Source organism: Haemophilus parahaemolyticus, from assembly GCF_018373095.1.
GTDB lineage: Bacteria > Pseudomonadota > Gammaproteobacteria > Enterobacterales > Pasteurellaceae > Haemophilus_A > Haemophilus_A parahaemolyticus_A.
Map to the genome: position 1 here is coordinate 1 of NZ_JAHAHT010000017.1, position 25511 is coordinate 25511.

At 41.8% G+C, this 25511-nt stretch carries 25 protein-coding genes, 1 tRNA gene and 5 pseudogenes; 9 read left to right on the forward strand and 22 right to left on the reverse strand.

All coding sequences use genetic code 11. The annotated features are described in order from the left end of the window. The 6 genes from KH943_RS03190 to KH943_RS03215 all read right to left on the reverse strand — a co-directional run bounded on the left by KH943_RS03190 (position 1) and on the right by KH943_RS03215 (position 2782). Positions 1 to 73: transfer RNA gene (locus KH943_RS03190), tRNA-Lys, on the reverse strand. A gap of 172 nt (positions 74 to 245) precedes the next feature. Next, positions 246 to 596: a 50S ribosomal protein L19 gene (rplS, locus tag KH943_RS03195; protein ID WP_304107500.1), complete on the reverse strand. Its 351-nt coding sequence runs from the start codon at positions 594 to 596 to the stop codon at positions 246 to 248. Between the two features lie 25 nt (positions 597 to 621). Continuing rightward, the gene (gene trmD / locus KH943_RS03200; RefSeq protein ID WP_010128121.1) at positions 622 to 1377 is read right to left on the reverse strand and encodes a tRNA (guanosine(37)-N1)-methyltransferase TrmD; all 756 of its coding nucleotides are present in this window, start codon (positions 1375 to 1377) and stop codon (positions 622 to 624) included. Between the two features lie 58 nt (positions 1378 to 1435). Further along, the gene (gene rimM / locus KH943_RS03205) at positions 1436 to 1963 is read right to left on the reverse strand and encodes a ribosome maturation factor RimM (protein WP_304107503.1); all 528 of its coding nucleotides are present in this window, start codon (positions 1961 to 1963) and stop codon (positions 1436 to 1438) included. Positions 1964 to 2008: 45 nt separating this feature from the next. Further along, positions 2009 to 2257 carry a 30S ribosomal protein S16 gene (gene rpsP, locus KH943_RS03210; RefSeq protein ID WP_005706116.1) on the reverse strand — a complete coding sequence of 83 codons (249 nt, stop codon included), beginning with the start codon at positions 2255 to 2257 and terminating at the stop codon, positions 2009 to 2011. Positions 2258 to 2329: 72 nt separating this feature from the next. Beyond that, entirely contained in the window at positions 2330 to 2782 is a 453-nt protein-coding gene (locus tag KH943_RS03215) for a macro domain-containing protein (RefSeq protein ID WP_368493488.1), read from the reverse strand. Between the two features lie 273 nt (positions 2783 to 3055). Between KH943_RS03215 and KH943_RS03220 the strand changes: the two are divergent. Further along, positions 3056 to 3370: pseudogene (locus tag KH943_RS03220) on the forward strand (transposase); the annotation flags it as partial. Positions 3371 to 3425: 55 nt separating this feature from the next. Here the strand turns inward: KH943_RS03220 and copM are convergent. After that, complete coding sequence (gene copM / locus KH943_RS03225; RefSeq protein ID WP_111354394.1) at positions 3426 to 3797, reverse strand: CopM family metallochaperone; 372 nt, start codon at positions 3795 to 3797, stop codon at positions 3426 to 3428. Between the two features lie 142 nt (positions 3798 to 3939). Here copM and KH943_RS03230 point away from each other — a divergent pair. Continuing rightward, a pseudogene (locus KH943_RS03230) lies at positions 3940 to 4100 on the forward strand (IS3 family transposase); the annotation flags it as partial. Between the two features lie 112 nt (positions 4101 to 4212). Here the strand turns inward: KH943_RS03230 and KH943_RS10130 are convergent. Beyond that, positions 4213 to 4728, reverse strand: a pseudogene (locus tag KH943_RS10130) (SDR family NAD(P)-dependent oxidoreductase); the annotation flags it as partial. Between KH943_RS10130 and KH943_RS03240 the strand changes: the two are divergent. Continuing rightward, positions 4720 to 4896: pseudogene (locus KH943_RS03240) on the forward strand (winged helix-turn-helix transcriptional regulator); the annotation flags it as partial. The pseudogenes KH943_RS10130 and KH943_RS03240 overlap by 9 nt on opposite strands. Before the next feature lie 65 nt (positions 4897 to 4961). On the opposite strand, the gene KH943_RS03245 reads toward KH943_RS03240, so the two are convergent. The 7 genes from KH943_RS03245 to KH943_RS03275 form a co-directional block, all read right to left on the reverse strand. Further along, a complete protein-coding gene (locus KH943_RS03245) occupies positions 4962 to 6620 on the reverse strand; it encodes a phospho-sugar mutase (protein ID WP_304107507.1) in 1659 nt (552 codons plus the stop codon). A 182-nt stretch (positions 6621 to 6802) separates the two neighbouring features. Then, on the reverse strand, positions 6803 to 7066 hold the full coding sequence (rpsT, locus tag KH943_RS03250; RefSeq protein ID WP_304107509.1) for a 30S ribosomal protein S20: 264 nt from the start codon (positions 7064 to 7066) through the stop codon (positions 6803 to 6805). A 297-nt stretch (positions 7067 to 7363) separates the two neighbouring features. Next, positions 7364 to 7435, reverse strand: coding sequence for a YadA-like family protein (locus KH943_RS03255; RefSeq protein WP_304107544.1), 72 nt, complete (start codon positions 7433 to 7435; stop codon positions 7364 to 7366). 181 nt (positions 7436 to 7616) lie between these two features. Then, complete coding sequence (locus KH943_RS03260; protein WP_304107510.1) at positions 7617 to 8120, reverse strand: thioredoxin family protein; 504 nt, start codon at positions 8118 to 8120, stop codon at positions 7617 to 7619. Between the two features lie 26 nt (positions 8121 to 8146). Next, on the reverse strand, positions 8147 to 9166 hold the full coding sequence (locus tag KH943_RS03265) for a LacI family DNA-binding transcriptional regulator (RefSeq protein ID WP_304107512.1): 1020 nt from the start codon (positions 9164 to 9166) through the stop codon (positions 8147 to 8149). A 20-nt stretch (positions 9167 to 9186) separates the two neighbouring features. Next, positions 9187 to 10593 (reverse strand): glycoside hydrolase family 32 protein, encoded by a 1407-nt coding sequence (locus KH943_RS03270; protein ID WP_304107514.1) that lies wholly within the window; start codon positions 10591 to 10593, stop codon positions 9187 to 9189. A 108-nt stretch (positions 10594 to 10701) separates the two neighbouring features. Continuing rightward, entirely contained in the window at positions 10702 to 11625 is a 924-nt protein-coding gene (locus tag KH943_RS03275) for an aminoimidazole riboside kinase (RefSeq protein ID WP_304107515.1), read from the reverse strand. Between the two features lie 249 nt (positions 11626 to 11874). Between KH943_RS03275 and nirK the strand changes: the two genes are divergently transcribed. Then, on the forward strand, positions 11875 to 12855 hold the full coding sequence (gene nirK / locus KH943_RS03280) for a copper-containing nitrite reductase (protein WP_438359815.1): 981 nt from the start codon (positions 11875 to 11877) through the stop codon (positions 12853 to 12855). Between the two features lie 225 nt (positions 12856 to 13080). Here nirK and KH943_RS10200 read toward each other — a convergent pair. From KH943_RS10200 to KH943_RS03305, 6 genes and pseudogenes are all read right to left on the reverse strand, one after another. Continuing rightward, positions 13081 to 13185 (reverse strand): annotated as a pseudogene (locus KH943_RS10200) (AbrB/MazE/SpoVT family DNA-binding domain-containing protein); the annotation flags it as partial. Between the two features lie 24 nt (positions 13186 to 13209). Further along, on the reverse strand, positions 13210 to 13872 hold the full coding sequence (locus KH943_RS03285; protein WP_304107526.1) for a trimeric intracellular cation channel family protein: 663 nt from the start codon (positions 13870 to 13872) through the stop codon (positions 13210 to 13212). Between the two features lie 70 nt (positions 13873 to 13942). Then, positions 13943 to 14161, reverse strand: a complete 219-nt coding sequence (locus KH943_RS03290; protein ID WP_304107527.1) for a WG repeat-containing protein — start codon at positions 14159 to 14161, stop codon at positions 13943 to 13945. A 489-nt stretch (positions 14162 to 14650) separates the two neighbouring features. Further along, positions 14651 to 15286 (reverse strand): YkgB family protein, encoded by a 636-nt coding sequence (locus KH943_RS03295; protein ID WP_304107529.1) that lies wholly within the window; start codon positions 15284 to 15286, stop codon positions 14651 to 14653. 98 nt (positions 15287 to 15384) lie between these two features. Then, entirely contained in the window at positions 15385 to 15684 is a 300-nt protein-coding gene (locus KH943_RS03300; RefSeq protein WP_304107531.1) for a nucleotidyltransferase family protein, read from the reverse strand. Further along, a complete protein-coding gene (locus KH943_RS03305; RefSeq protein WP_304107533.1) occupies positions 15668 to 16084 on the reverse strand; it encodes a nucleotidyltransferase substrate binding protein in 417 nt (138 codons plus the stop codon). The genes KH943_RS03300 and KH943_RS03305 overlap by 17 nt, the downstream gene beginning before the upstream one ends. A 142-nt stretch (positions 16085 to 16226) precedes the next feature. Between KH943_RS03305 and ydiJ the strand changes: the two genes are divergently transcribed. From ydiJ to tilS, 5 genes are all read left to right on the forward strand, one after another. Beyond that, the gene (ydiJ, locus tag KH943_RS03310) at positions 16227 to 19319 is read left to right on the forward strand and encodes a D-2-hydroxyglutarate dehydrogenase YdiJ (RefSeq protein ID WP_304107535.1); all 3093 of its coding nucleotides are present in this window, start codon (positions 16227 to 16229) and stop codon (positions 19317 to 19319) included. 98 nt (positions 19320 to 19417) lie between these two features. Beyond that, positions 19418 to 19852: a PaaI family thioesterase gene (locus tag KH943_RS03315; protein WP_304107536.1), complete on the forward strand. Its 435-nt coding sequence runs from the start codon at positions 19418 to 19420 to the stop codon at positions 19850 to 19852. A 100-nt stretch (positions 19853 to 19952) separates the two neighbouring features. Beyond that, complete coding sequence (gene yidC / locus KH943_RS03320; protein ID WP_304107538.1) at positions 19953 to 21584, forward strand: membrane protein insertase YidC; 1632 nt, start codon at positions 19953 to 19955, stop codon at positions 21582 to 21584. Positions 21585 to 21780: 196 nt separating this feature from the next. Continuing rightward, positions 21781 to 23151, forward strand: coding sequence for a tRNA uridine-5-carboxymethylaminomethyl(34) synthesis GTPase MnmE (mnmE, locus tag KH943_RS03325; protein ID WP_304107540.1), 1371 nt, complete (start codon positions 21781 to 21783; stop codon positions 23149 to 23151). Between the two features lie 79 nt (positions 23152 to 23230). Then, positions 23231 to 24496 (forward strand): tRNA lysidine(34) synthetase TilS, encoded by a 1266-nt coding sequence (gene tilS / locus KH943_RS03330; protein WP_304107541.1) that lies wholly within the window; start codon positions 23231 to 23233, stop codon positions 24494 to 24496. Here tilS and xerD read toward each other — a convergent pair. Beyond that, the gene (xerD, locus tag KH943_RS03335) at positions 24481 to 25374 is read right to left on the reverse strand and encodes a site-specific tyrosine recombinase XerD (RefSeq protein ID WP_304107542.1); all 894 of its coding nucleotides are present in this window, start codon (positions 25372 to 25374) and stop codon (positions 24481 to 24483) included. The two genes, tilS and xerD, sit on opposite strands and share 16 nt — an antisense overlap. Positions 25375 to 25511: the final 137 nt, after the last annotated feature.

Below are 25511 nucleotides of genomic sequence, written 5' to 3' on the forward strand. Positions count from 1 at the left end.
TGGGTCGTGAAGGATTCGAACCTTCGACCAACGGATTAAAAGTCCGCTGCTCTACCGACTGAGCTAACGACCCTTAATACTGCGTAACGGAAATATATATTACTTATTTTTTTAACAAGATCAAGATTTTTTTGAGGAATCACGGTTGATTGTATGCTTTGTAGGCTATTTGATGAAAAACAAAGCCTTTAAAACAAAAACCTTGGGTTTCCCCAAGGTTTTTAAATTCCGCATTAAGCGATGGATTATGCACTCAAACGCTCTTTGATACGTGCAGATTTACCTGAGCGCTCACGTAAGTAGTAAAGTTTAGCTTTACGTACCGCACCTTTACGTTTAACAGCAATGCTATCAATTGCAGGTGAGTGAGTTTGGAATACACGTTCAACGCCTACGCCGTTTGAAATTTTACGTAGAGTGAATGCAGAATGCAAGCCACGGTTACGAATTGCAATAACCACGCCTTCGAACGCTTGCAAACGTTTTTTACTACCTTCTACTACCCATACCTTAACTTCTAATGTGTCACCTGGACGGAAGCTAGGTACGTTTTGTTTTAATTGTTCTGTTTCAAGTTGTTTGATGATGTTACTCATTTTAAAAACCTTCTAAATCCTAGAATTAACTGATTTTGTGTTGCTGCTTAATTTTTCGCAACAACTTCTGTTGTTCGTCAGTCAGAGCTAGGCTATCCAATAGCTCAGGGCGTCTTAACCAAGTTCTTTCCAAAGATTGCGATAATCGCCATTTTCGGATTTCTTCATGATGTCCAGACATCAGCACTTCAGGCACAGGTATGCCATCTAACACTTCAGGGCGAGTATAATGTGGGCAATCTAATAAGCCCTCAGCAAATGAATCTTCCAAAGCAGAAGCTTGTTTACCTAATACACCCGGTACGAATCTTGCAACAGCATCAATTAATGTCATTGCAGGTAATTCGCCCCCTGTTAAAACATAATCGCCAATTGACCATTCTTCATCAACTTCTGATTGAATCAATCGCTCATCAACACCTTCATATCTGCCACAGATTAAAATCAGTTTTTGATTTGAAGCGAGCGTTTGCACACCTTGTTGATCGAGTTTGCGACCTTGTGGCGAAAGGTAAATCACTTTAACCTCTGCGCCCTCTTCTGCTTGTGCTGCCTTTTTTGCTGCATGAATTGCATCACGAAGCGGCTGCACCATCATCAACATTCCCGGGCCACCACCATAAGGGCGATCATCCACGGTTCTATGTTTATCTGTTGTAAAATCGCGTGGATTCCAACATTGAATCTGCAGAAGATTTTGTTTAACTGCTCTACCTGTTACCCCAAAATCAGTGATTGCTTTAAACATCTCGGGAAACAGTGAAATAATACCAATCCACATTATTTATCCCCCAACGTTCTTGCTCTTAAAAGCGAAAGCTCACACCGCATACCTGAGGTTAGAAACCAGCGTCCCAGTCCACCGTAATTGTTTTGGTGGCGAGATCTACTCTTTTAACTACTTGTTCGTATAAGAACGGAATTAATCGTTCTTGTTTGCCGAAAGCATCTTTACTATTTGCTTTAACCACTAGCACATCATTTGAACCTGTTTCCATTAACTCAGTTACCACGCCCATAGTGTAGCCTTCAAGGTTTACTACTGAACAGCCGATTAAATCGTGCCAGTAATAATCGCCTTCTTCCAGTTCTGGAAACACACTTAAATCTACGCCAATTTCAGCGTTAGTTAATAATTGTGCGGCTTCACGGTCGTCTGTGTCTTTTAATTTCACAATCAAATCATTGCTGTGATAACGCCAGCTTTCTAGCTCGATAGGTTGCCATTGACCTTTAATTTTTAAGAACCATGGCTGATAATAGAAAATGCTTTCTGCTTCTTCAGTAGATGAATACAAACGCAACCAGCCACGGATACCATAGGTTGAACCTAATTTCCCCACAACTTCAATTTTTTGTTCGCTCATATTATTCACCTACTTTTGCAAAATTTTTAAAAATTCAGCCGCTTATTAAGCTGCTTTACGAGCTTCTTTTACTAAAGTCGCAACACGATCTGAAAGTGAAGCACCTTTAGCAACCCAAGCATCAACTTTAGCCACATCTAAACGTAAACGTTCAGCTTGACCTGCTGCTAATGGGTTGAAGAAACCGATACGCTCGATGAAACGACCGTCACGAGGTGAACGGCTGTCCGCTACCACGATTTGATAGAATGGGCGTTTTTTAGCTCCGCCACGAGTTAAACGAATGGTTACCATAACCTTCCTCTAATTTGTTGATAGTAAAAAATAAACCCTCGTTCGAGGTGAGGGTACGAAACTTATCTCTATTTATATAGAAAATAAGCGGTAGAATTTTACCGCTTTTTTGCAAAAATGCAAGGAAAAAGGATGATGCCATATAGATGTGCTAGATCCCTTTTGTTGAAGTAACTTTTGGTAAATTATTAAATCAATCTCTTTAAATACATTAAAAATTACGCTCATTTCAGGGTTTTTAGCCAAGAAATCTTGTACGGTTTGAACAGCTATTTCTGCTGCTTGTTGATTTTGAAACCGAAACTCATCAGTGATGATGTAGCAAAATGCGACCGATTTTAAACCGCTTTTTTTAGCAAGTTCTAAATATGAACGATAACAATCAGCCAGTAAAGAACAGTCATTTTCGATGACGCTTTTATTAATAATTAACCCAACTGTATGTGGTACAAATTTAGATGGTAAATTAAACGCCGGCGTGATTTTTGCTTTGCCGTAGCTTCTAATTCGTGTGCATTCATTAATTCAAAATGATCTGCACCCCAAAAGTTGGACTAAATAACCAACTAACTAAGGTGCAGATTTTTTATGACCAAATACAATTTTCTTTTCAAACAACAAATCATCGAATTTTATCTTCAAAATGGTAAAAATCGTTCACTTACCCACAGACATTTTCAACTTACCAAAACAACATCAGAATATTCGGTTAACCAATTTAATCATAGTAGAATCAATAGGTTAGCAGCGCTGGATAAGAAGTGAAATTACTCACCTGAATTTAAACTTAACGTGATACAAGCTGTAACAAGGCTTGAAGGCACAAAACCCATTTTGCATTCTAACCAAGGATGGCAGTATCAAATGGTCGGTTATCAGGCGATTTTACGAGAGAATGGCATTCAACAGAGTATGTCAAGGAAGGAAAATTGTTTAGATAATAGTTCGATGGAAAGCTTCTTTGGACGATTAAAAACGGAATATTATTACGGTAAATGATTTGAGACGTTCTAACAACTGGAAAAAACGATTCATGAGTACATTCATTATTACAACCATGAGCGCATTCAGGGGAAACTAAAAGGACTGAGCTCTGTGAATTACAGAACTTAGTCCTTGAACTAAATCAGTCTAACTTTTTGGGTCAGATCATTTTACGGAGCTTTTTTTATTTTTTATTATGCACTTTAAGCCATTTTTGCATTTGTTCAATTTCTGCTTGTTGTGCGTTAATAATATTCTCAGCAAGCTTACGCATCTCAGGATCTTTTCCGTATTTTAATTCAACTTCCGCCATTTTTACTGCGCCAATATGGTGTGGTAACATACCTGCTGCAAAAGCAACATCAGGATCTTTATATTGCGAGGCTGCCATCATGTCTTGGTGCATTTGATTCATACCTTGCATTAATTCTTGTTGCATTGCAGAATCTGTCGACATCGGCATATTCATGTGTGCTTGATGTGGTTGTTCATTAGCTTGGGCACAAATTGAAACTGCAGCAGCGCTAAGTGTGATAAAAGTCATAAGTTTTTTCATGTTTTTCTCCTATGTGATAACTGAATGAGCACAAATCATAAACCTTGACCTAAGGTTAAAGTCAATACTTATTCCGAAAATTTTTGGTGAGATGCTAAAATAAGACAATGTTTGATATGAAGGACAGAATCATGAAGCAAAAGGACGATTAAAAACGGAATATTATTACGGTAAACTATTTGAGACGTTCAAACAACCGGAAAAACAATCCTCGAGTACATTCATTATTACAACCATGAGCGTATTCAGGGGAAACTAAAAGGACTCAGCCCTGTGAATTACAGAACTCAGTCCTTGAACTAAATCAGTCTAACTTTTTGGGGGAAGAGCATTCTCCTTATTTTTATTACTTCCCGAATAAAAAATGCCATTTAAAAGTGCGATAATAACCGCACCTTGTTTTAGTCAAATGTTATTAGTGGGATAAAGCTTGTTTAACTGCTACATCCAATCCTGCAGTTGGACGGCCAAGCAATTTCTCAAGGGTTTTGTCTTCTGAGAATAATGCACCATTTGATGCATCTACATCACATTCTGCAATGAACCCTGCAAAACCTTCGTCTAAACCGGCTTTCACAAGTGCTGCGGCGTAATCTTCTGCTGGAAGATCTACATACGGAATCTCTTTACCTGTTTGTTTGCTGATTTCTGCTGCAAGGTCGGTTAATGTCCAGCTTGTAGAGCCTGCAAGTTCGTAAGTTTGGTTGTCGTGTCCTTCGCCTAACGCCACGTTTACCGCTGCTTCAGCAAGTTCTGCACGGAGTACAGAGGAAATTTTGCCGTTTTTTGCTGAACCGTAGAAAGCATTGTTTGCTAATGCCGCCGGAATTGAAGCCGTGTAGTTTTCGGTGTACCAACCATTGCGTAAAATGGTGTAAGTAATACCCGAAGCTTTTAATGCGACTTCAGTTTCAACGTACTCACTAGCAAGGAACTGGAGGCCGATGGCATGTTAATTCGTAAATCCTATAATACCGTGCCACCGCAAGTGGATTACACATTAACAGAATTTGGAGCAGAGGCTTCTAATAAAATGTTTGAGTTGGTGGATTGGTTAGAAACAAATTTAGGGAAAATTTTAGAAAGCAAAAGTGCTTAAATACAAAAACACCGCTTGCATCACTACAAGCGGTGTTTTTTCTCATCTATTTTGCAAAATGCAAATTAGCAATCTTGTTTGCCGTATTGTTCTTGACGAAGAAGAACGTGCACACTTTCATCGAATTGTGCTAATACTTCATCTGCATTTTTCGGATCAGTACCACGAGCATCTAAGTAGAACTTAATTTTCGGCTCTGTACCTGATGGACGTGCGATTAAACGGCTGCCATTTTCTAATACGAATACTAAAATATCGCTTTGGCGGTCAGTTTTAGTATGATCTAAGAATGTCGCCACTTTGAAACCACCCACTTCTACTGGCGGATTATGACGTAATGCACTCATCAATTTACCAATTTCAGATAAATCGCTTACACGAATAGAAATTTGACCGCTTACATAAGCACCAAACTCTTTGGTGAAGTCTGCTGCGTAGTCTGCAAGTGTTTTACCTTCTTTTTTGAGGCTACGTACTAAATCTAAGAATACGATTGCTGCTGAAATACCATCTTTATCGCGTACTTTATCTGGATCTACTAAGTAACCTAATGCTTCTTCGAAACCGAATAATAAACCGTTTACTTTACCGATATATTTGAAGCCAGTTAAAGTTTCTTCTGAGTCAAAACCATATTTCTTCGCAATTTCCGCTAAGGCTGGTGAAGAAACCAATGAACATGCTAATACGCCTTTTTTACCTTGTGCATGATATTGTTTTGCTAAATACCAACCTAAGTAACAACCAATCACGTTACCGTGAAGAGGTTTCCAGTTACCTGCTGCATCTGGCAATGCCACCGCTAAGCGGTCTGCATCTGGGTCGTTTGCGATGATAAATTCAGCATTATGTTTTTTCGCTACTTCAATCGCTAAGTCTAATGCCCCTTTCTCTTCTGGATTCGGGAAGTTTACCGTTGGGAATGTGCCATCTGGCCATACTTGTTCAGCTACCACGTGCGGTTGTGGTAAACCTGCTTTGGCAAGGGTTTTGCTTAACACTTCATAGCCCACGCCGTGCATTGCGGTGTAAACGTAGTTGATATCGCACGCTGGCTCTTTCGCAAGGCTTGCAGTTTTCGCAATGTAAGCATCCACGATTTCATCGCTTAATACAGTGAAATTTTGACTGCGTGGTAAATCTGCAATGTTACCTGCGGCTACTTTGTCGATAAGTGCTGCAATCTCTTTATCCGCAGGTGAAACGATTTGACCACCGCCGTTTGCTTTACCTAAGTAAACTTTATAGCCGTTATCCTCAGGTGGATTGTGGCTTGCCGTTACCATTACGCCCGCAGTGGTATCAAAGTATTGGATTGCATAGGCTAACACTGGGGTTGGTAATTTGCGTGGTAATAAATACGCTTTAATGCCTGCACCTGCCATGATTTCTGCAGTATCGCGTGCGAACACATCCGAATTTTTACGACCATCGTAACCAATTACAATAGATGGCTCTTTATCGTAGCCTTTTAAGTATTCCGCTAAACCGCCCGCAGCTTGTGCTACTAACACACGGTTCATCCCCATTGAGCCTGCCTGCAAACGACCACGCAATCCCGCTGTACCAAATTGTAAGCGACCGTTAAAACGGTTTGCTAATTCTGCTTGAGCGTCCGTTTTCCCTGCTTTTGCCTCTGCAATCAGTTGCTCTAACTCCGCACGAGTTTCTTGATCTGGGTCTTGATTTAACCAGTTTTGAGCTGTAGTAAAAAGTGCATCCATAGTAATTCCTCTAAACATGATGAATAAATACCTCCCATAGACTAGCTGAAAAGCGGTAGAATTTGAACCATTATTTACAAATAATTGCCAGTTTTTTGACAAAGTTAAAATTATGCATATGAAGCAATAACAGCCCACGAAAAAACCGACCAAGCGGTCGGTTTTCTTTTTTATTTTGCAAATTATGCTAACGCTTTGATACGTGCAGATAATTTCGCTTTGTGGTTTGCTGCTTTATTTGCGTGGATTAAGCCTTTAGATGCCATACGATCTACAACTTTTTGCATTTCAACGAAAGCTGCTTGAGCTGTAGCTTTATCGCCTGCTGCTACTGCTGCGTATACTTTTTTGATGAATGTACGCATCATTGAGCGTTGGCTTGCGTTATGTTGGCGGCGTTTTTCAGATTGAACCGCACGTTTTTTTGCTGACTTGATATTAGCCAAGGTCAAACTCCTAAGATATCTGTGTTAAATAAATAAGCATAAACAGGTTTATGCTGCTATCGATAGTTTTTAATTCATTTTCAACGAGACACGTGCTTGAAAATAACACCGTTTTTCTATTTAAGAAAACGATGGGGCGAGATTTTATCAGCTTTTTGCTGATTTTCCTATAAAAAACCGAGAATTTTCTGATCAATTTTTGTGATCGTATTATGTCCTTCTTCTATAGCCCTCACTTCTCCCAAAACAAAACCCCAATCCTTTCAGACTGGAGTTTATTATCTATTGAAAGCTTAGTTACCACTGGTAACCAACACCTACTGAGCCCCCCATATCACCTCTGGTATTCGTATTACCTTGAAGTTTCAAGATGACTTTAGATTAATGTACCATTTACCACATCTGTGCCAGTTTAAACCATTCTAGGCAAGCCTAAAAAATTTACAAACTTTACACTTTAACCCTAAATTGACCCAAAAACGGGAATAATTTGGTGGAAAAATATGAATAATTTTTCCATTTCGCCCCTTGCAAGAGAAAGGATGAGCGGTCAATTTTGGCTGCTCTTTTGCAAAATTTCTACTAATTCCGCTTCCACTTCTTTACCGAATTTACCCATTCGGAAATCTGCTTTTAGCTCATCAAATTGTTCTGGATTCGCTTCCATTTTGGCTTTTAAAAATGCTGGAAATTCATTTAAAACCAGCTCTGTTTTGCCGTTGCGAATATCAAAAATACTTGGGATTTTTTGTGCCGCAATCACCGCTTGTTGTTGTTCATCACTATCGAAATACTTGCGTTCTTTGTTATCTTTACGCGAAACATATTTGACTTTGATGTTTGGGTTGAGCTTAGTAATACGTTGGAAATACGCCACAATTTCCACGCAGTCTGGACAGTAAGGTTCTGCCATTACTAGCCAATCACCTGAAACATTCATCGCTTTAATTTTAGCCTCAGTTTCAGGCGAAAGCTCAATGCCAACATAAACATCTAATTGGTTTTCGCGATCTTCATCGCTACTAAATTCTAAATATTCGTAAAAATGTGCCATAGAATTTCCTTTTAGTTTAAATCGAATTACCTACGCCAAATAATCTCACAATCTACTTGTGCACTTTGGCTCTCTTGGTGGTTTAATTTCTCTTTTAATATCTTAAAGGTTTGCTGAGCAATACGATCGTGATCTTGCTTAATTGAATGGATATGAAACGGCAATGCATTTAGTAGATAATGATCGTCAAAAGTCGCTAAATGTAGCTCTTGGCTCATCAGCTTATCCATACATTTATGTTCGGTTAAATAACGCATCACGCCTTCCAGCAAAGTGTAAGAAGCGGTAAAAATCGCCTTGGGTAAACGCCCAAGATTTTCCACCGTTTCCGCCAACATTTGATAGCCCGATTCAGGTTGGTAATCTTTATGCAAAATCCAACCGCTTTGTTCGGTTAAATGCGATTGTGCCAAACCTTCGCGAAAGCCTTTCAAGCGATTTTCACTTGGTGTAAGCGAGAGTTGCCCGCCAAAGTAGAAAAATTCATCAAGTTGATATGCCCGCACAATATTTTCCACCAACATTATCACGCTTGGAATATCGTTACTGGTAATCGAGGAAATACCAGAATGGGAAATATAACGGTCTAGCAAAAGCAGTGGGGTATGCTGCAGAATATCTTGATAATAATCAGCAATTTTATGCGTTGGGGCGGTAATTAACAGATCGACTTGACGATCAAGCAATCGCTCAATCGCCACTTTTTCTTGGGCTGGGTTATCATCGGAGCAAGCAATCACTAAATAAAGCCCATTTTCACGACAAAGTCGCTCCAATGTTTTTGCTGTTTGAGCAAAACCATAGTTGGTCAGATCAGGGATAACCAAGCCAATCACATTAGTTTTACGTGCCTGCAACGCTTTAGCATAAGCATTAGCACGATAACCATACTTCTGAGCAACTGCCTGTACTTTTTGGCGGGTTTCCGCTTTAATCCGAAAATCATCTCCGCGGTTATTTAAAATAATACTTGCGGTAGTTTTAGACACCCCCGCAAGACGGGCGATGTCGTTAAGCGTTAGCCGTTTTTGTTGCTCAGTTTTCACGATGTAACCTTTTTAATCCATTAAAATGTAAGTGCATGTACTTGTGCAACCTGTGCCAAAACAGGGCGTGAGCTTGCCACGACATTTTCGCGATTTGTGATAAAGAAGCGGGAAGTCATCACTTTTTCGCCATTATTGAGGAAAATCTCGACAATTGAACGGTCAAAGAAAATCTCAATCTTGTCTAATTTTTCTACTTTTACGTGGCGAACGCCGTCAAACTGTTTCATCAAATCTGTCTGCTCGGTTGCACTACGATCGAGCGTTACCATACCATTTTGATAGCTGAATTTCAATTTACCAAAGAAAGTCAATTCAAGCGGTTGATTTTCCACGTTGATTTGCAAATAACAGGTATCTAAATTTGCAATTTCGCCTTGTAATTCGACCGCTTGCAACTCGCCTGTTTTCACAATAGGGCGTTGTTTAATGACACCGTTTTCCACCGAAATTTGACGTGGCATGGTAAGAGTCGAATGCCATTTGTATTTATCCGTCGGGTAGGTTAAATCTGGTAAGCCCACCCAGCCGAACAGAATGCGATCAGAATTTTGCACCGTTTGCGGTGCATAGAAATCAAAGCCGTAATCAAGTTCTTCAATGTGTTCTGCATTTAAAACGTTGCCGCCTAATTTGCCTAATGCGTAAGTGGCGTGGTAGTTGTTTTGGAATTGAGTCGCTTCACGCAATTTACCTTGCGGCGACCAAATGAAAACGTCTTTTCCGCCAAGCTGGAACAAGTCTGGACACTCCCACATAAAAACGTGGCTGTTGTCGAAATCTTGCACCGCTAACTCGCCTAACAAGCGTGGCGTACTGTTTAAATCGTCCATTTCATAGACTAAGCAAGTGCCAGTGAGGTTTTCACGTTGTGCACCCAATACGAAGCGGATTTTACCCTCTTGGGTTACGAACGGTTTTGGATCGCGAACGTGTTCGGTGTAGCCTGCTGGGACTTGGTCGATAATGCAGCGTTTTTCTAATAATTTGCCTGCTTTGTCGAAAATGGCAATGTTTTGGTGCGGTACGCGTTGATTATCAGACGGACGACGAGTATTACCCGTGTAGAACGCCACAATCTGATCTTCCCATAAAATCGCCCCGCCCGAATAGCAGCCGTGTGATTCGAATAGTTCGTCTGGAATAAGTAAATCGCCTTTTTCAAAAGTTTGGAAATCACAGGTGATGAAATGTTCCCAATGTTTCATTCCGTGCATCGCGTCATAAGGAAACCATTGGGCAAAAATGTGGTATTTCTCGCCATCAAAAATTAAGCCATTAGGATCATTAAATAAGCCTGTTTTAGGTGCAAGGTGGTAAGTCGGGTAGAAATCGTGGTCTGAAAGCACGGTTTCACGAATTGCATTCAGTTCGCCTTCGGCTTGTGCGTGTAGGCTTTTATATTTACCGTTGTTGAAGATGTGCATAGGATTTCTCTCGAAAATGGATTATTTGGTAGGGTGTGTGAATGAAGGTCACGCACTCAAGCGGTAAAAAATGGTGCGTGAGTTACAAAAACTCACACACCCTATGAATTATGCCGCTAAAAACGCTTCCAACTGTGCTTTATTCGGCAGTGCTGCCATCGCACCTTTTGCGGTAGTCGCTAATGCCCCCGAAGCATTGGCTTTGCAGATTACATTCACTAACGTTGCTTCATCTTTCCAATCTGCCACTTCAGAAAGCCCTGCTAATAAACCGCTCACGAACGCATCGCCTGCACCTGTGGTATCGACTGGTTTTAACGCTTTGCCTGCGACAATTTGGCTCTTACCGTGGAAGTGGTAAATTGCACCATCTTTACCCAATGTGATGATGATTAATTTTTCAGGATATTGTGCCGTAATCACTTTAGTCGCTTCGTCCAAAGTAGTGGTGTTGGTGAGCAGCGTCAATTCTTCTTCAGAGAATTTTAAAATATCCGCCATTGCTACCACATCATTCACCACAGTTTTCATCTCTTCAAGGCTCGCCCAAAGCGAATCGCGTAAGTTTGGATCGAACGAGAAAAATCCGCCCGCTTGTTTGACACGGCGAATCGCCTCAATGGTGGTTGAACGAGATGGATCGTTGATTAACGCAATCGAACAGCAGTGTAAGAAATCGCCTGCTTGGAAATTCGGTAAATCACCCACTTCTAAGAATTGGTCAGCACTTGGATTCACCATAAAAGTGAAACTACGCTCACCGTTGTCTAAGCCCACGATCACAGTTGAAGTGCGTTGAGTTGGGTCTAAGATCATATGATCTGTTGAAACCTTTTCGGCATTTAATGTTTCTTGCATAAATTTGCCGAGCGGATCTAAGCCCACGCGACCAATAAAGCCCGCTTCACAGCCTAAACGTGCCACGCCCACCGCCACGTTCGCTGGTGCACCACCTGCACATTTTAAATAATGATTTTCGCCGTCTGGAATTAAATCCACAACCGCATCGCCTGTTACCCAAATTTTGCTCATAATTTGTTCTCTTAAAGTTAAAAAATCTGGTAAGAATCTTAGCTAAATCGGTTTAGCTTTGCAATTCTTGATTAAAATCCTACCGCTTATTTTCTCGCCTTATTATAATGCAAATCACCCAGTGAAGATAGAAAGGATTATGTGATGAAAAAAACGATGTTGGCAGTAATGCTCGGCTCAATAATGGCAGTAAACAGCGTGCAAGCGGTTGAAAATCAACTGAAAAATGTAAACGAATCCGTTGTACCAATGGCACAATTACCAACCGTTGAAGCAGAACTCACATTTGCCCCAAATGTGCCGAAGCCGATTGAACGCACCACGCCTGCAAAAGTAGTAGTTAAACTTGAAGCATTGGAAAAGGTGATGGAAATTGAGAGCGGTGTGAAATTCAAATATTGGACGTTCAACGGCACAACACCCGCCCCATTTATCCGCGTGCGTGAGGGCGATATGGTGGAAGTTCAGCTTTCTAACCCGGTGAATGGCAAAATGCCACATTCGCTTGATTTCCATTCTGCAGCGGCTCCCGAAGGCGGTGCACTTGCCAGCCAAACCGCACCAGGTAAAAGCACCACTTTTGCCTTTCGAGCAACTGCACCAGGGCTTTATCTCTATCATTGCGGCACAATGCCCGTTGGGATTCACATCGGCAAGGGAATGTTCGGCTTGATGTTGGTTGAACCGAAAGAAGGGCTGTCAAAAGTGGACAAAGAATTCTACATTATGCAGAACGAATTTTACGTTAAGGACGGAGCAAACCCAGAGTTAAAAGTGTTTGATATGGCAAAAGCGGAATATGAATTGCCAGATTATGTGGTGTTTAACGGCAAAGTGGGGGCTTTAACTGATGAAAATGCTCTCAAAGCGAAAGTGGGCGACAAAGTGCGATTTTTCGTTGGTAACGCTGGTCCGAATAAAATTTCTTCGTTTCATTTAATCGGACGTACCTTTGATACGGTTTATGTCGAAGGTGGCGCGCTACAAAATCATCACGTGCAAACCACGCTGATTCCATCAGGCGGCACAACAATGGTCGAAATGCAAATGAATGTGCCAGGGAAATATACCTTTGTTGATCACAGTATTTTCCGAGCTGAAAAAGGGGCGAAGGGGAATATTATTGTTGAAGGTGAGACGAATAAAGAGATTTACACAGGCAAAATCAAAGAAGAAAACTATGACAAACACAACCCCGATGCGAATGTCGATGCGGGGTTTGTGCATTGATTGGGAATGTTAAACGCTAATTTCTCCGTTTTCTCTTCTGCCAAATCTCCCCTACCCCTCTTTGCTAAAGAGGGGGATTTTTCTTTGTATAAGTGAGATTATCTGGCTTATCAATATGTCGAAGTATGAGCTCTGAAGTTTTATTTAGCTAAGATCTTGCCCCTCTTTAGCAAAGAGGGGTAGGGGAGATTTGGCAGTAATAAAGACGGAGAGCATATTTGAACATTAGAGTTCCTCACGTTCTGGCTGAAATGCTATTTCTCTTTCTTCCGTAAAATCATCACTTACAGTTTTTTCGCAAAGGAAAAAGCTATCCCAAGAGCGATTAAGTATTTCGCTCATTTTTCTTCTCCTTTACTTCTTCCGCTTCGCCAATCTATCCACCAAATCGCCTTTGCCTAAATATTGTGCTTCATCAAACTCAAAAATTGGCAAACCTAGCTTAAAGCGAATGGCGAGCAATCGTAGCCCGAAACCTAAAATCAAAGTCGCAATGACCACCGTATTATGATTGATGTTTAATTCGTGCAAACCGACATAAATACAGCAAGAAAGAAAAGAAATACTTGCGTAAAGCTCTTTATGAAAAACCAAAGGAATACGGTTGCAAAGTAAATCTCGTAACACACCGCCAAAAGCCCCTGTAATCACTGCCGCAGCTGAAGCAATCACAAAACCATGCCCCATATCTAAAGCAACTTGTGCCCCGATGATAGAAAAAACAATTAAACCGAGAGCATCCAATACCAAGAAAATAGTACGAAAATAACCTAGAAATCGTGCAATAAACATCGTAAAAATAGAAGCGGCAACTACAATCACGAGATATTCAGGATGCTTTACCCAACCAAGCGGATAATGCCCAAGTAACATATCGCGAATAGAACCACCACCAATTGCGGTTACCGATGAGATAATAATCATCCCAAACATATCCATTTTTTCCCGCCCGGCGGCAAGTGCACCCGTGATCGATTCGGCGGTAATCCCGATAAGATAAAGCGTTAAAAGTAACATTTGCAAAGTTTCCCTAAAAAAACACCGCTTGTATTATACCTACAAGCGGTGAGATTTTAAGAGAAATTAGCTATTTAAAAACGCGTTTTACTTCACAATTTGTGCCATTTTTAAAGACGGTTTCAGTACTATCTAAAATAGTAGGAATTGCCCATTTTCCTTGTTTATCAATAAATCCCCATTTCCTATTCGTTGTTTTCACTGCGGCTAAACCATCATAGAAATCAGGAGTGTAAGTCCATTGCGGTTTAATTACGATCTCGCCATTTTGATTGATATGCCCCCACATGCACCATCTTGATATTAATGTAATGCCAATTCTTTTGGTGCAATACCTCTTGTACCAAATTCAGTTAGGCGTTCACCGAGTACTCCTTCAATTTCACGAATAAGCTCTAATGCACGTTTGCCTAAACCAGGTCGAGCTGGATCTGAAATTTGGCTTACAAGCTGTTCCGTTAATGCTTCTACACGATGGCGTTTTTCTGTTAATTCAGGGTTGAAATTATTTAATGCTTTATTTATCGTACTAACGACATCATTAAGCTACCGCTTATGTTTAAGAAGTTCATCACGGAAGAGTTGCTCTTTTTGATAGCTAGTATAGATTGCGTTAAAGTTACCAGCAAAAGAGAAAAGTGGAAGAAGAAATAGGCAATTAAAAAGCCAATAATGAGCAAAAAAAAGCAACTCCGACCTCAAATTGTAAATTTTACACAGAAAAAAACCGCTTGTAGAAAAATATTACAAGCGGTCAGAAATTTAGACTGTTTTGCAATTAAGCTGCACGTTTTCTTGCTAAAATGCGATTAGCACATTCAGCCGCAGCAGTTAAGCCGCCTGCCATCATAATCACGTCTTTGATGACTAAGCGACCAACACCAGAGAGATAAGGGAAACCATAGGCTGGTGTTGGTAAATCACCGCCCAGATTAGGCACCCAAGCTTCTGGTGTAGTAATTAAAAACGAGAGTGTTACAATCGACATTCCGAAGGTGAGCAATCCGCCCGCCAAGCCTGCTGTTGCATTCCAGATACCAGCTAAAGTGAGGATGCCCACAGTCACGATAATCGCACCGATGATATAAGAAGCGGTATAAGTACCGTTTTCTTTATGCCATTCAATGTTTTTCGCTACCATTTTGCCTTCAGGATTTTTGTGAAGGGTGTATTCCATCACCATTTCGCCTTTGTCATTTTCAACTAAATTTGGACCTTTTTTATACATATAGCTGAAGAACGGGCTGTTTGATACAAAGTGGGCGATACCGTCCGCTTCATATTGACAAACTTTTAAGCCACCAATCCAAACCATAACGATAAAAATAGCAATACGAATAAAGTTGATAAACTGGCGTTGCATTGGGGCAACGATTTTAGCAACAAATTCAACAAACGCATTAAATGCACTCATAAAGACCTCATTGAGAGTAGTAAAAAAGAGGTAGGATTCTAGCATATTTATTTGTTGAAAATATGAACGGTAAACACTATTTATTCGTAAGGTTTTGACTATCTTGATTGCACAATTTCGAATTGAGTTTTAATAATTTTTTTGAAGTTTTCAGAGCAAGCCGCCCAATCAATAATATCCACTTTCCAATCTAAATCGGATTCAGAAAATGCGTCAACTAAGTTAGCGTGCGTTTCAAGTGAAAGCGGTTTTTCGGCAATGATAGCGAGATCTAAATCTGAATAGCGCTTTTCCGTACCGTTAACTCGAGAACCAAATGCCCAAACTTCATATTCAGGCACATTCTTGTGCAAAATATCTAGTACGATTTGGCGTTCAGTCTCAGTAATTGCTAGCATCTAATCCTTCTTGTAGTGATTTTTGTAGAAACTGGGTCTCTTTTAAAAAATCAGGAATACCTGCTACCACTAAAATTGCCGTATCTTCATCGTAAGTATGGCTTGTTCGGCTTCGCATATCGCGGTATTTTCGCCAATCTTGCCAGCTTCCAAGCAACAGGCCCCGCTCATTTGCTGTACGAATCAAATCTTGGAACGTCATCCCATCAAATTCAGCAGGGTTGGCAGAGGTATGTTCCAAAAATCGCTTAAGCATTTTATGGCTAATTTCGTAAGTAAATTCAAAACGCTGAATGAGCCCATCGCGAATTTGGATATCGCTAATATTGGACTGATAGCGAATTAAGCCCTCTTCCAAACGGGCAATGGCATTGTGTAATGGTGTGAGATCAAAATTCATTTTTGTATTTGAAAAAGAAAAAACGATAGAATCTATTTTGCTGGATTTAGCTTTAGATGACAATCAAATTTCGGTCTATGTTTCCATTCCATTTCATTTATTGCTAAGATAAAGCCAATTTATTCTTAAAAAGGAACAACCGATGATTCCTAGACTTGCAAACATTCCAGACCAAAATCCTTTAGTTCAACAATATCTCAACGAGCTGACTGAACAGCATTTTTTAGGCGATATTGCCTCAAGCTATGCCGACCGCCTTTCAATGGCAACCGATAACAGTGTATATCAACGCATGCCACAAGCGGTACTTTTTCCGAAATCGGTTACCGATGTGGTGATTCTGACCAAAGTCGCTCAAAAAGAAGCCTATCAAAGCCTTACATTCACGCCCCGCGGCGGTGGCACAGGGACAAATGGGCAGTCGCTTAATAACAACATTATTGTCGATCTCTCCCGCCATATGACCCAAATTTTAGAGCTAAATGTGAAAGAACGCTGGGTTCGCGTGCAAGCAGGCGTAGTCAAAGATCAGCTTAATCAATTCCTCAAACCGCACGGCTTATTTTTTTCGCCCGAACTTTCTACCAGTAACCGAGCTACGCTAGGCGGGATGATCAATACCGATGCATCAGGGCAAGGTTCATTGCAATATGGCAAAACGTCCGACCATATTCTGGCAATCAAATCGGTGTTGGTAAATGGCGAAATTCTCGAAACGCAAGCGGTTAAAACAGCTAATTTTTCTGCGAATCTGGAAAAACTACCACTTTCTGCGTTAGGCAAAAAATTGCATCAAGAAGTATTTGAACGCTGCCACACGCTACGCCCGACTGTACTCAAAGAGTTGCCACAATTAAACCGTTTTATTACGGGCTACGACTTAAAAAATGTTTTCAATCAAGATGAAAGCGAATTCAACCTTACCCGTATTCTCACAGGCTCAGAAGGCTCGCTTGCCTTTATTTGTGAAGCGAAACTCAACCTTCTACCGATTCCGAAATATCGCACGCTGATTAACATCAAATACAACTCATTCGATGCCGCACTCCGCTCTGCCCCAATGATGTTAAAAGCCAAAGCCTTATCGGTCGAAACGGTCGACTCCAAAGTATTGAACTTAGCAAAACAAGACATCATCTGGCACTCGGTGTCGGATTTAATCACCGAAGATCCAAACAACCCAATTTTGGGGATTAACATCGTTGAGTATGCCTCAAGCGATCTCGAACAAATCGAAACGCAAGTGCAAGCCTTGTGTGCCAGCCTTGATGAAAAAATTGCACAAGGTGCAAGCGGTCTGATTGGTTATCAGATTTGCAAAGATTTAGACGGCATCGAAAAAATCTACGCAATGCGGAAAAAAGCCGTCGGCTTGCTTGGCAATGCAAAAGGCTGGGCAAAACCGATTCCCTTCGTGGAAGACACCGCCGTGCCGCCTGAAAATCTTGCCGATTACATTACCGAATTTCGTGCTTTATTAGATAGCCACAACCTTGCCTACGGTATGTTCGGGCACGTGGATGCTGGCGTGCTACACGTTCGCCCTGCCCTCGATTTATGCGATTTAGAACAGGTCAAAACCTTCAAAGCGATTTCTAATCAAGTCGTTGAGCTTACCCATAAATATGGTGGTTTAATTTGGGGCGAACATGGCAAAGGGATGCGCTCTTACTATGGCGAACGCTTTTTTGGCGAAATGCTGTGGAAAGAACTCCGCCACATCAAGCAACTGTTCGATCCACAAAATCGCCTCAACCCTGGCAAAATCTGCACACCATTAGGTTCTGACGCAGAGCTATACAAAATCGACGAAGCAATGCGAGCTGATTTCGATCGCCGTATTCCAATTGCAGTGCGTGAAGAGTTTAAAGGAGCGATGAATTGTAACGGAAATGGATTGTGCTTCAACTTTGATGTACACAGCACGATGTGCCCGTCGATGAAAATTTCAGGCAATCGCCTCTATTCACCAAAAGGACGAGCAACGCTCATCCGCGAATGGCTGCGACTACTTGCCGATCAGCAGGTTAACCCTAATGATTTGATTTTTGAAAAACGCTCAAAAGCAGTGAAATTAACCGATTTTGTGGCAAAAGTACGTCATTCATTCAAGAAAACGCAGGAATATGATTTCTCACACGAAGTAAAAGCGGCGATGGACACCTGCCTAGCCTGCAAAGCCTGTGCCAGCCAATGTCCAATTAAAATTGATGTGCCGACTTTCCGCTCACAATTTAATGAACTTTACCACCAACGCTACCTTCGCCCTGCGAAAGATTACGTGGTGTCGAACCTCGAATTTATCGCCCCATTGATGGCAAAAGCCCCGAAATTCTTTAATTTCTTCAGCACTAGCCATTTGGCAGAAATCGCCGCCAATAAAACAATTGGCATGACTTACTTGCCTGCCCTTTCCACGCCAAACTTGCAAAAGCAATTGGTAGAAATTGGCTATCAAGGCGAAACGCTTGAAAGTCTTGAAGCCCAACAGGCAAGCGGTCAATTTTCCGCAGAAAATTGCCAAACTGTACTCGTAGTGCAAGATCCATTTACCACCTTCTACGATGCAAAAGTGGTGGCAGATTTTGTTGCTTTTATTCAAAAACTCGGCTTCAAACCCGTGGTCTTGCCATATAAACCAACAGGTAAGGCACAACACATCAAAGGCTTTTTGAGTAAGTTCGCCAAAACTGCCAAAAATCAAGCGGATTTCTTAAACCGCATCGCCAAACTCGGCTTACCGATGGTGGCAATTGACCCAGCCTTGACCTTGCTTTACCGCGATGAATACCGCGATATTTTGAAAGCGGAACGTGGTGATTTCAAAGTACTGCTTGCCCACGAATGGTTGATTGAGCAAATCAAATCAGGCGTATTAGACAATTGCAAAAAAGCAAAAGAAACCGATCGCTTACCGTGGCATTTATTCGCCCACTGCACCGAAACCACTGAGCTTCCCGCATCAAGCAAAGAGTGGCAACAGATCTTCGCCCATTTTGGCGAAACGTTGGTAAGCGAGAAAGTTGGCTGCTGTGGCATGGCAGGCACATTCGGGCACGAAACCGCCCACGTGGAGATGTCGAAAGCAATTTATGCACAATCTTGGCAACAAAAACTGAAAAACGCACCGCTTGATCGATGCTTAGCGACAGGCTACTCTTGCCGTTCGCAAGTGAAACGAATGGAGCATCAACAGATTAAGCATCCAATACAAGCTCTATTATCTATTATCTAATCGTAGGGTGTGTGAACACAGTTCACGCACGCTTTGTTTTGCTGGCATGGATTTTTCAAATCCATACGCCCTACTTTTCAATAAACTCCGAGGAACTCATGACCACCATCTGGAAACAAACCGCAACCCCCGAACTTTTAACCCAACTCTGCCAAGGTAATGCTGTTGAACATTTAGGCATTCAATTCACCCAAATTGGCGAAGATTGGTTAGAAGCGGAACTCACCGTGAACGAAAAAACGATGCAACCGTTCGGTGTATTACACGGTGGCATTTCTGCCACGCTTGCCGAAACGGTAGCAAATGCAGGATCGCTTTTAGTGTGCGAGCCGCATCAGATCGCTGTTGGAATGGAATTGAACATCAGCCACTTAAAATCGGTTAAAGCAGGTAAAAAAGCGATTGCCCGAGCCTACCCGCTTAAATTAGGGCGTGAAGTGCACGTGTGGAATATTGAAACTAAAGATGAAGAAGGAAATTTGTGTGCGGTAGCACGCTTGTCTACTAAAGTTTTAGATAAGCCAGCAGCATAAAATCCAAGAAAAGCAGTAAAAGTGAGTTGGATCTACCCGCAACCTATTATAAAATGCTCTTCTTTTATCCATTCACTTTCATTAACAAGAGAAATTCCCTATGAATTCAAATCGTAGTTTACTGGTGATGGGATTGTTATTAGTGTCGTTCCTATTGTTTACGCAATGGCAACAAGATTTCAACCCTGAAATTCAAGCACAGAAACAAGCTCAGATCCAAGCTCAACAACAATCTCACGATGTACCTGCATCAAGCACTTCACAGCCCGCTGATGTGGCAAGCGTTAAAGGTAAAACTATCACGGTTGAAAGCGATGTATTACGCTTAACCATTGATACGCTTGGAGGCGATGTAGTGGACTCTGATTTGCTTAAACACAATGCAGAACTTCACTCAAACACACCTTTTGAATTATTACAAGATAACGCTAACCGCGTTTATGTTGCTCAAAGTGGCTTAGTGGGTAAAAATGGAATCGATACGGTTTCTGGTCGTCCACAATACCAAACAACTGCGGAAAGCTTCAAATTAGCGGATGGTCAAGATGCGGTAAGCGTGCCTTTAACTTTTGAAAAAGATGGCGTGCTTTACACCAAAACTTTCACGCTTAAACGTGGTAGCTACAATGTTGATGTGAATTTCAACATTAAAAACGGTACAGCAGAAGCCATTGAAGTACAACCTTACGGTCAGTTAAAACACACCATCGTGGAAAACTCTGGCAACTTAACGATGCCAACTTACACAGGCGGTGCATACTCTTCTTCAGAAACTAACTATAAAAAATATAGCTTCCAAGATATGGAAAAAGCGGGTTTATCTGTTGAAACCAACACAGGTTGGATTGCGGTATTGCAACACTATTTCGTGTCTGCGTGGATTCCAGCTCAAGACCAAGCGATGACCTTATTCACTCGCGTATCTGATGACAAACGTTTTGCTACTATCGGCTACCGTGGAGCAGTCACTAGCGTTGCCCCAAATACAGAAGCGAATATTGACACCCATTTATGGACGGGTCCGAAAGATCAAAAAGAGATGGCTGAAACCGCAAACCACTTAGACTTAACCGCAGATTACGGCTGGGCGTGGTTCATTGCGAAGCCATTATTCTGGTTATTAACCACTATCCAAAAAGCGGTGTCTAACTGGGGTATTGCGATTATCTTAGTGACCATCGTGGTAAAATCAATTCTTTATCCATTAACCAAAGCACAATACACCTCAATGGCAAAAATGCGTATGTTACAGCCGAAAATCCAAGAGATGCGTGAGCGTTTCGGGGATGACCGCCAACGTATGAGCCAAGAGATGATGAAGCTCTACAAAGAAGAGAAAGTAAACCCAATGGGCGGTTGCTTACCAATCTTAATCCAGATGCCAATTTTCATCGCATTATATTGGACATTTATGGAAGCTGTGGAATTACGCCACGCACCATTCTTTGGCTGGATTCAAGACTTATCAGCACAAGACCCATACTACATCTTCCCAATTTTAATGGGTGCCTCAATGTTCTTGTTGCAAAAAATGTCGCCGACACCAGTGGCAGACCCAATGCAACAAAAAGTGATGACCTTTATGCCAGTGATCTTCACCGTATTCTTCCTGTTCTTCCCAGCAGGTTTAGTACTTTACTGGCTAACCTCGAACTGTATTACCCTGTTCCAACAATGGTGGATTTATCGCCAATTGGAGAAAAAAGGGTTACATTCTCGTAAGAAAAAATAATTGATGAAAGGCACGCACAAGCGTGCTTTTTTATTGTGGGGGAAATGCTGATATAATGCCAGGCATCTGCAATGTAATACCTCCCTTGCCCCTTGTGGGAGAGAGTAAATTATTAGAATATCATTCTTCTACGACCAAGCGGTCAAATTCGCAAAACCTTTTACCAAATCGACCGCTTTCAGCCAAAGGAATAACAATGAAAGAAACAATTGTCGCCCAAGCTACCCCAATTGGTCGCGGGGGCGTAGGGATTTTACGCATCTCGGGGCCTCTTGCAAGCACCGTCGCCCAAGAAGTACTTGGCAAAGAACTCAAACCTCGCCTAGCAAATTACTTACCATTCAAGGATAGCGATGGCACGGTATTAGACCAAGGCATCGCCCTCTTTTTCAAAGCCCCAAATTCCTTCACGGGCGAAGATGTGCTTGAACTACAAGGGCACGGCGGACAAGTCATTTTAGATATTTTGCTCAAACGCATTCTGGAAATCAAAGGCGTACGCATTGCCCGTGCGGGCGAATTCTCTGAGCAAGCATTTTTAAACGACAAACTCGACCTTGCTCAAGCTGAAGCGATTGCCGATCTCATTGATGCCACCAGCGAACAAGCTGCTCGCTCAGCGCTGAAATCTCTACAAGGCGAATTTTCAACTAAAATCAACCGCTTAGTGGATAGCGTAATTTACCTCCGCACCTACGTGGAAGCAGCAATCGACTTCCCTGACGAAGAGATTGATTTCTTAGCCGACGGCAAAATTGAAGGGCATTTGAACGACATCATTTCACAGCTCCGCCAAGTTCGCCAAGAAGCAAAACAAGGAGCGATTTTACGAGAGGGGATGAAAGTGGTCATTGCAGGCCGCCCAAATGCGGGGAAATCTAGCTTACTCAATGCCTTAGCAGGACGCGAAGCCGCTATCGTGACCGACATTGCAGGCACAACCCGTGATGTGTTGCGTGAGCATATCCATATCGATGGAATGCCGCTGCATATTATCGATACTGCGGGCTTGCGTGATGCGAGCGATGAAGTGGAACGCATCGGAATTCAACGCGCATGGAACGAAATTGAGCAAGCTGACCACGTCTTATTGATGATCGATAGCACTGAGCAAAAAGCAGACGATTTCAAAACCGAATGGGTGGATTTCTTGGCAAAATTACCGCAAAATATGCCGATTACCGTCATTCGTAACAAAGTCGATTTATCAGGCGAAACGGAGGGCTTAGAAGAAAAAAATGGAGAAAAAGAAGACTTTACGCTGATTCGCCTATCTGCTCAAACGAAAGTAGGCGTAGATTTATTACGAGATCATCTGAAAAAATCAATGGGCTACCAAAGCACGACCGAAGGCGGTTTCCTTGCCCGCCGCCGTCACCTTCAAGCACTTGAATCTGCCGCAGAGCATCTGGAAATGGGACACGTGCAACTCACCCAATTCCATGCAGGCGAATTGCTTGCAGAAGAGTTACGTATGGTGCAAAACGCGTTAAGCGAAATCACAGGGCAATTTACCTCAGATGATTTGCTTAGCAATATTTTTAGCTCATTTTGTATCGGAAAGTAATTCAATTGTAGGGGCAAATTACATTTGCCCCAAATTGTTGGTATATTAGGGCAAATATAATTTGCTCCTACATTTTCATATGCGTGCTTATTTACACACCCAACTCACCCACCACTTCCCCACTCAACAAAACTTCCTCATCGCCCTCAGCGGTGGAGTGGATTCTGTGGTTTTGCTACATCTTTTTTCCACACTGAACTTAAACCTTCGAGCGGTTCACATTCATCACGGCTTAAGTCCCAATGCCGATCAATGGGCGACCTTCTGCGAACAGCTTTGCAAGCGGTGGAATATTCCCTTTATTTTGCAAAAAGTAATGGTAAGCGGGAAAAAAGGCATTGAGGCTTCTGCACGTGAAGCTCGCTATCAAGCCATTCGAGAAGTTTTGCAACCAAATGAAGTGGTCGTTACCGCACATCATTTGGACGATCAAGCCGAAACCTTTTTCCTTGCACTCAAGCGCGGTGCAGGTTTGAAAGGACTCTCCGCAATGCATGCGGTCAGTTTTTCGCAAAACTTTGCGATTTTCCGACCGCTATTAAACATCAGCAAAGCAGAGATTTTGGCATATGCCAAGGCACATCAATTGGCGTGGGTGGAGGATGAGAGCAATCAATCGAATGCCTACGACCGTAATTTCCTGCGAAATGCATTATTGCCTCAAATGGAAAAGCAATGGGCGGGATTTTCTCGCAATGTGGCGAGAGCTTGCTTGCATTTAGCCAACGAGCAAAGTTTGCTGAATGAATTATTAGCCGAGAGTTTAGCGTGCTATATTGATACTGAAGCGAAAACACTCGCCATTCACGACTTTCCCCAATTTTCACAGGAAAAACAAGCCGCCCTTCTTCGCCTTTGGTTGGAAAAATCAGGCTTGTTAATGCCAACATCAGCCCAATTACAACAGCTCATGGAGCGTGTAGTTTTGGCGCAAGAAGATAAAAATCCGCAATTAAAATTGGGAAAATGGATTATTCGTCGTTATCAACAAAAGCTTTTTATTACTAAAGAATTGAGCAAGATCGCTCCCTTTTCACAACAAATCAAGCAAAATGAAAATATTACACTGCCTTATCAATTAGGCAAAATTCAGCATCTTGGTCATGAACTGATTTACCAAAAAACAGGAAAAATTGACCGCTTGCCGATTCCATTCAATCACCAAAATTCACCTCTAACCATTCAAATAGGATTTTCAGGCAAAGTACGGGAATATGGCAAAAACCATCACGAAGAGATAAAAAAAATCTGGCAAAAGCACCAGATTCCTGTGTGGTTGAGAGATAGGGTGCCTCTTGTATTTAACAAAAATATTCTATTAGGCTTATTCTATCCCCGGGGATGATATTTTTCGTGCAATGATTTCAAACGAGCTTTTGCCACGTGGGTATAAATTTGGGTAGTGGATAAATCACTGTGTCCGAGTAACATTTGCACCACTCGTAAGTCCGCACCGTGATTAACCAGATGGGTGGCGAATGCGTGGCGAAGCACGTGCGGGGAAAGTTTTTCGCTTTCAATGCCTGCCAATTGAGCGTAATACTTAATGCGATGCCAGAAAGTTTGGCGTGTCATTTGTGTTCCACGTTTACTGGGAAACACCACATTTGATTGCTGCTGATTCAATAAAATAGGACGAGCTTGTTGGAAATACTCTTGAATCCAATAAATGGCTTCTTCTCCCATCGGCACTAATCGCTCTTTATCACCTTTACCGATAATCCGTACCACGCCTTGTCGTAAACTCATATTTTCTGTAGTCAGTGAAACCAATTCTGTAACGCGAAGCCCCGTTGCGTAAAGCAGCTCCAACATCGCCTTGTCTCGCAGTTCAATCGGGTCAAATATATTCGGCACATTAAGTAAATCCATTACTTGTTCTTCATTTAATGATTTTGGCAGCCGAGTTGGCTTACGAAATGGTTCTAATGTAGCTGTTGGATCATCCTTGCGGTAATTCTCAAGATATAAAAAGCGAAAAAATTTACGCAAGCAACTCAGCATTCGCAGAGAACTGCTCGCTTTATAACCTTGGTCAATACGAAAACCGAGAAAATCTTGGAGTTTACTATGATCTACCGTTAAAAATTCGCGAGGCGAATCAAGCCAATTGGTAAATTGAGCAAGATCCAAGCGGTAAGATTCTATTGTATTTTGCGATAACCCGTATTCTTGCCAGAGTTGATCGAGGAATTGTTCAATAATGCTGTCGAGGGGTTTCATAGGATCATTTTGTCAATATAACAAAAAGGCGTACCTTTCGATACGCCTTTTCTTGTGAAGCTTTGACTAAACCATCAATTATTTGATGATTTTAGCAACAACGCCCGCACCTACTGTACGACCACCTTCACGAATCG

Coding starts and splice junctions, on each gene's coding strand:
- KH943_RS03260 (WP_304107510.1), bottom strand. CDS start 8,120: ATGGCACATTTTTACGAATATTTAGAATTTAGTAGCGATGAAGATCGC.
- KH943_RS03305 (WP_304107533.1), bottom strand. CDS start 16,084: ATGAATTTTGATCTCACACCATTACACAATGCCATTGCCCGTTTGGAA.
- KH943_RS03290 (WP_304107527.1), bottom strand. CDS start 14,161: ATGTGGGGGCATATCAATCAAAATGGCGAGATCGTAATTAAACCGCAA.
- trmD (WP_010128121.1), bottom strand. CDS start 1,377: ATGTGGATTGGTATTATTTCACTGTTTCCCGAGATGTTTAAAGCAATC.
- KH943_RS03285 (WP_304107526.1), bottom strand. CDS start 13,872: ATGTTACTTTTAACGCTTTATCTTATCGGGATTACCGCCGAATCGATC.
- KH943_RS03270 (WP_304107514.1), bottom strand. CDS start 10,593: ATGCACATCTTCAACAACGGTAAATATAAAAGCCTACACGCACAAGCC.
- rplS (WP_304107500.1), bottom strand. CDS start 596: ATGAGTAACATCATCAAACAACTTGAAACAGAACAATTAAAACAAAAC.
- KH943_RS03245 (WP_304107507.1), bottom strand. CDS start 6,620: ATGGATGCACTTTTTACTACAGCTCAAAACTGGTTAAATCAAGACCCA.
- copM (WP_111354394.1), bottom strand. CDS start 3,797: ATGAAAAAACTTATGACTTTTATCACACTTAGCGCTGCTGCAGTTTCA.
- ydiJ (WP_304107535.1), top strand. CDS start 16,227: ATGATTCCTAGACTTGCAAACATTCCAGACCAAAATCCTTTAGTTCAA.
- rimM (WP_304107503.1), bottom strand. CDS start 1,963: ATGAGCGAACAAAAAATTGAAGTTGTGGGGAAATTAGGTTCAACCTAT.
- nirK (WP_438359815.1), top strand. CDS start 11,875: ATGGCACAATTACCAACCGTTGAAGCAGAACTCACATTTGCCCCAAAT.
- tilS (WP_304107541.1), top strand. CDS start 23,231: ATGCGTGCTTATTTACACACCCAACTCACCCACCACTTCCCCACTCAA.
- mnmE (WP_304107540.1), top strand. CDS start 21,781: ATGAAAGAAACAATTGTCGCCCAAGCTACCCCAATTGGTCGCGGGGGC.
- yidC (WP_304107538.1), top strand. CDS start 19,953: ATGAATTCAAATCGTAGTTTACTGGTGATGGGATTGTTATTAGTGTCG.
- KH943_RS03300 (WP_304107531.1), bottom strand. CDS start 15,684: ATGCTAGCAATTACTGAGACTGAACGCCAAATCGTACTAGATATTTTG.
- KH943_RS03315 (WP_304107536.1), top strand. CDS start 19,418: ATGACCACCATCTGGAAACAAACCGCAACCCCCGAACTTTTAACCCAA.
- xerD (WP_304107542.1), bottom strand. CDS start 25,374: ATGAAACCCCTCGACAGCATTATTGAACAATTCCTCGATCAACTCTGG.
- KH943_RS03295 (WP_304107529.1), bottom strand. CDS start 15,286: ATGAGTGCATTTAATGCGTTTGTTGAATTTGTTGCTAAAATCGTTGCC.
- KH943_RS03275 (WP_304107515.1), bottom strand. CDS start 11,625: ATGAGCAAAATTTGGGTAACAGGCGATGCGGTTGTGGATTTAATTCCA.
- rpsP (WP_005706116.1), bottom strand. CDS start 2,257: ATGGTAACCATTCGTTTAACTCGTGGCGGAGCTAAAAAACGCCCATTC.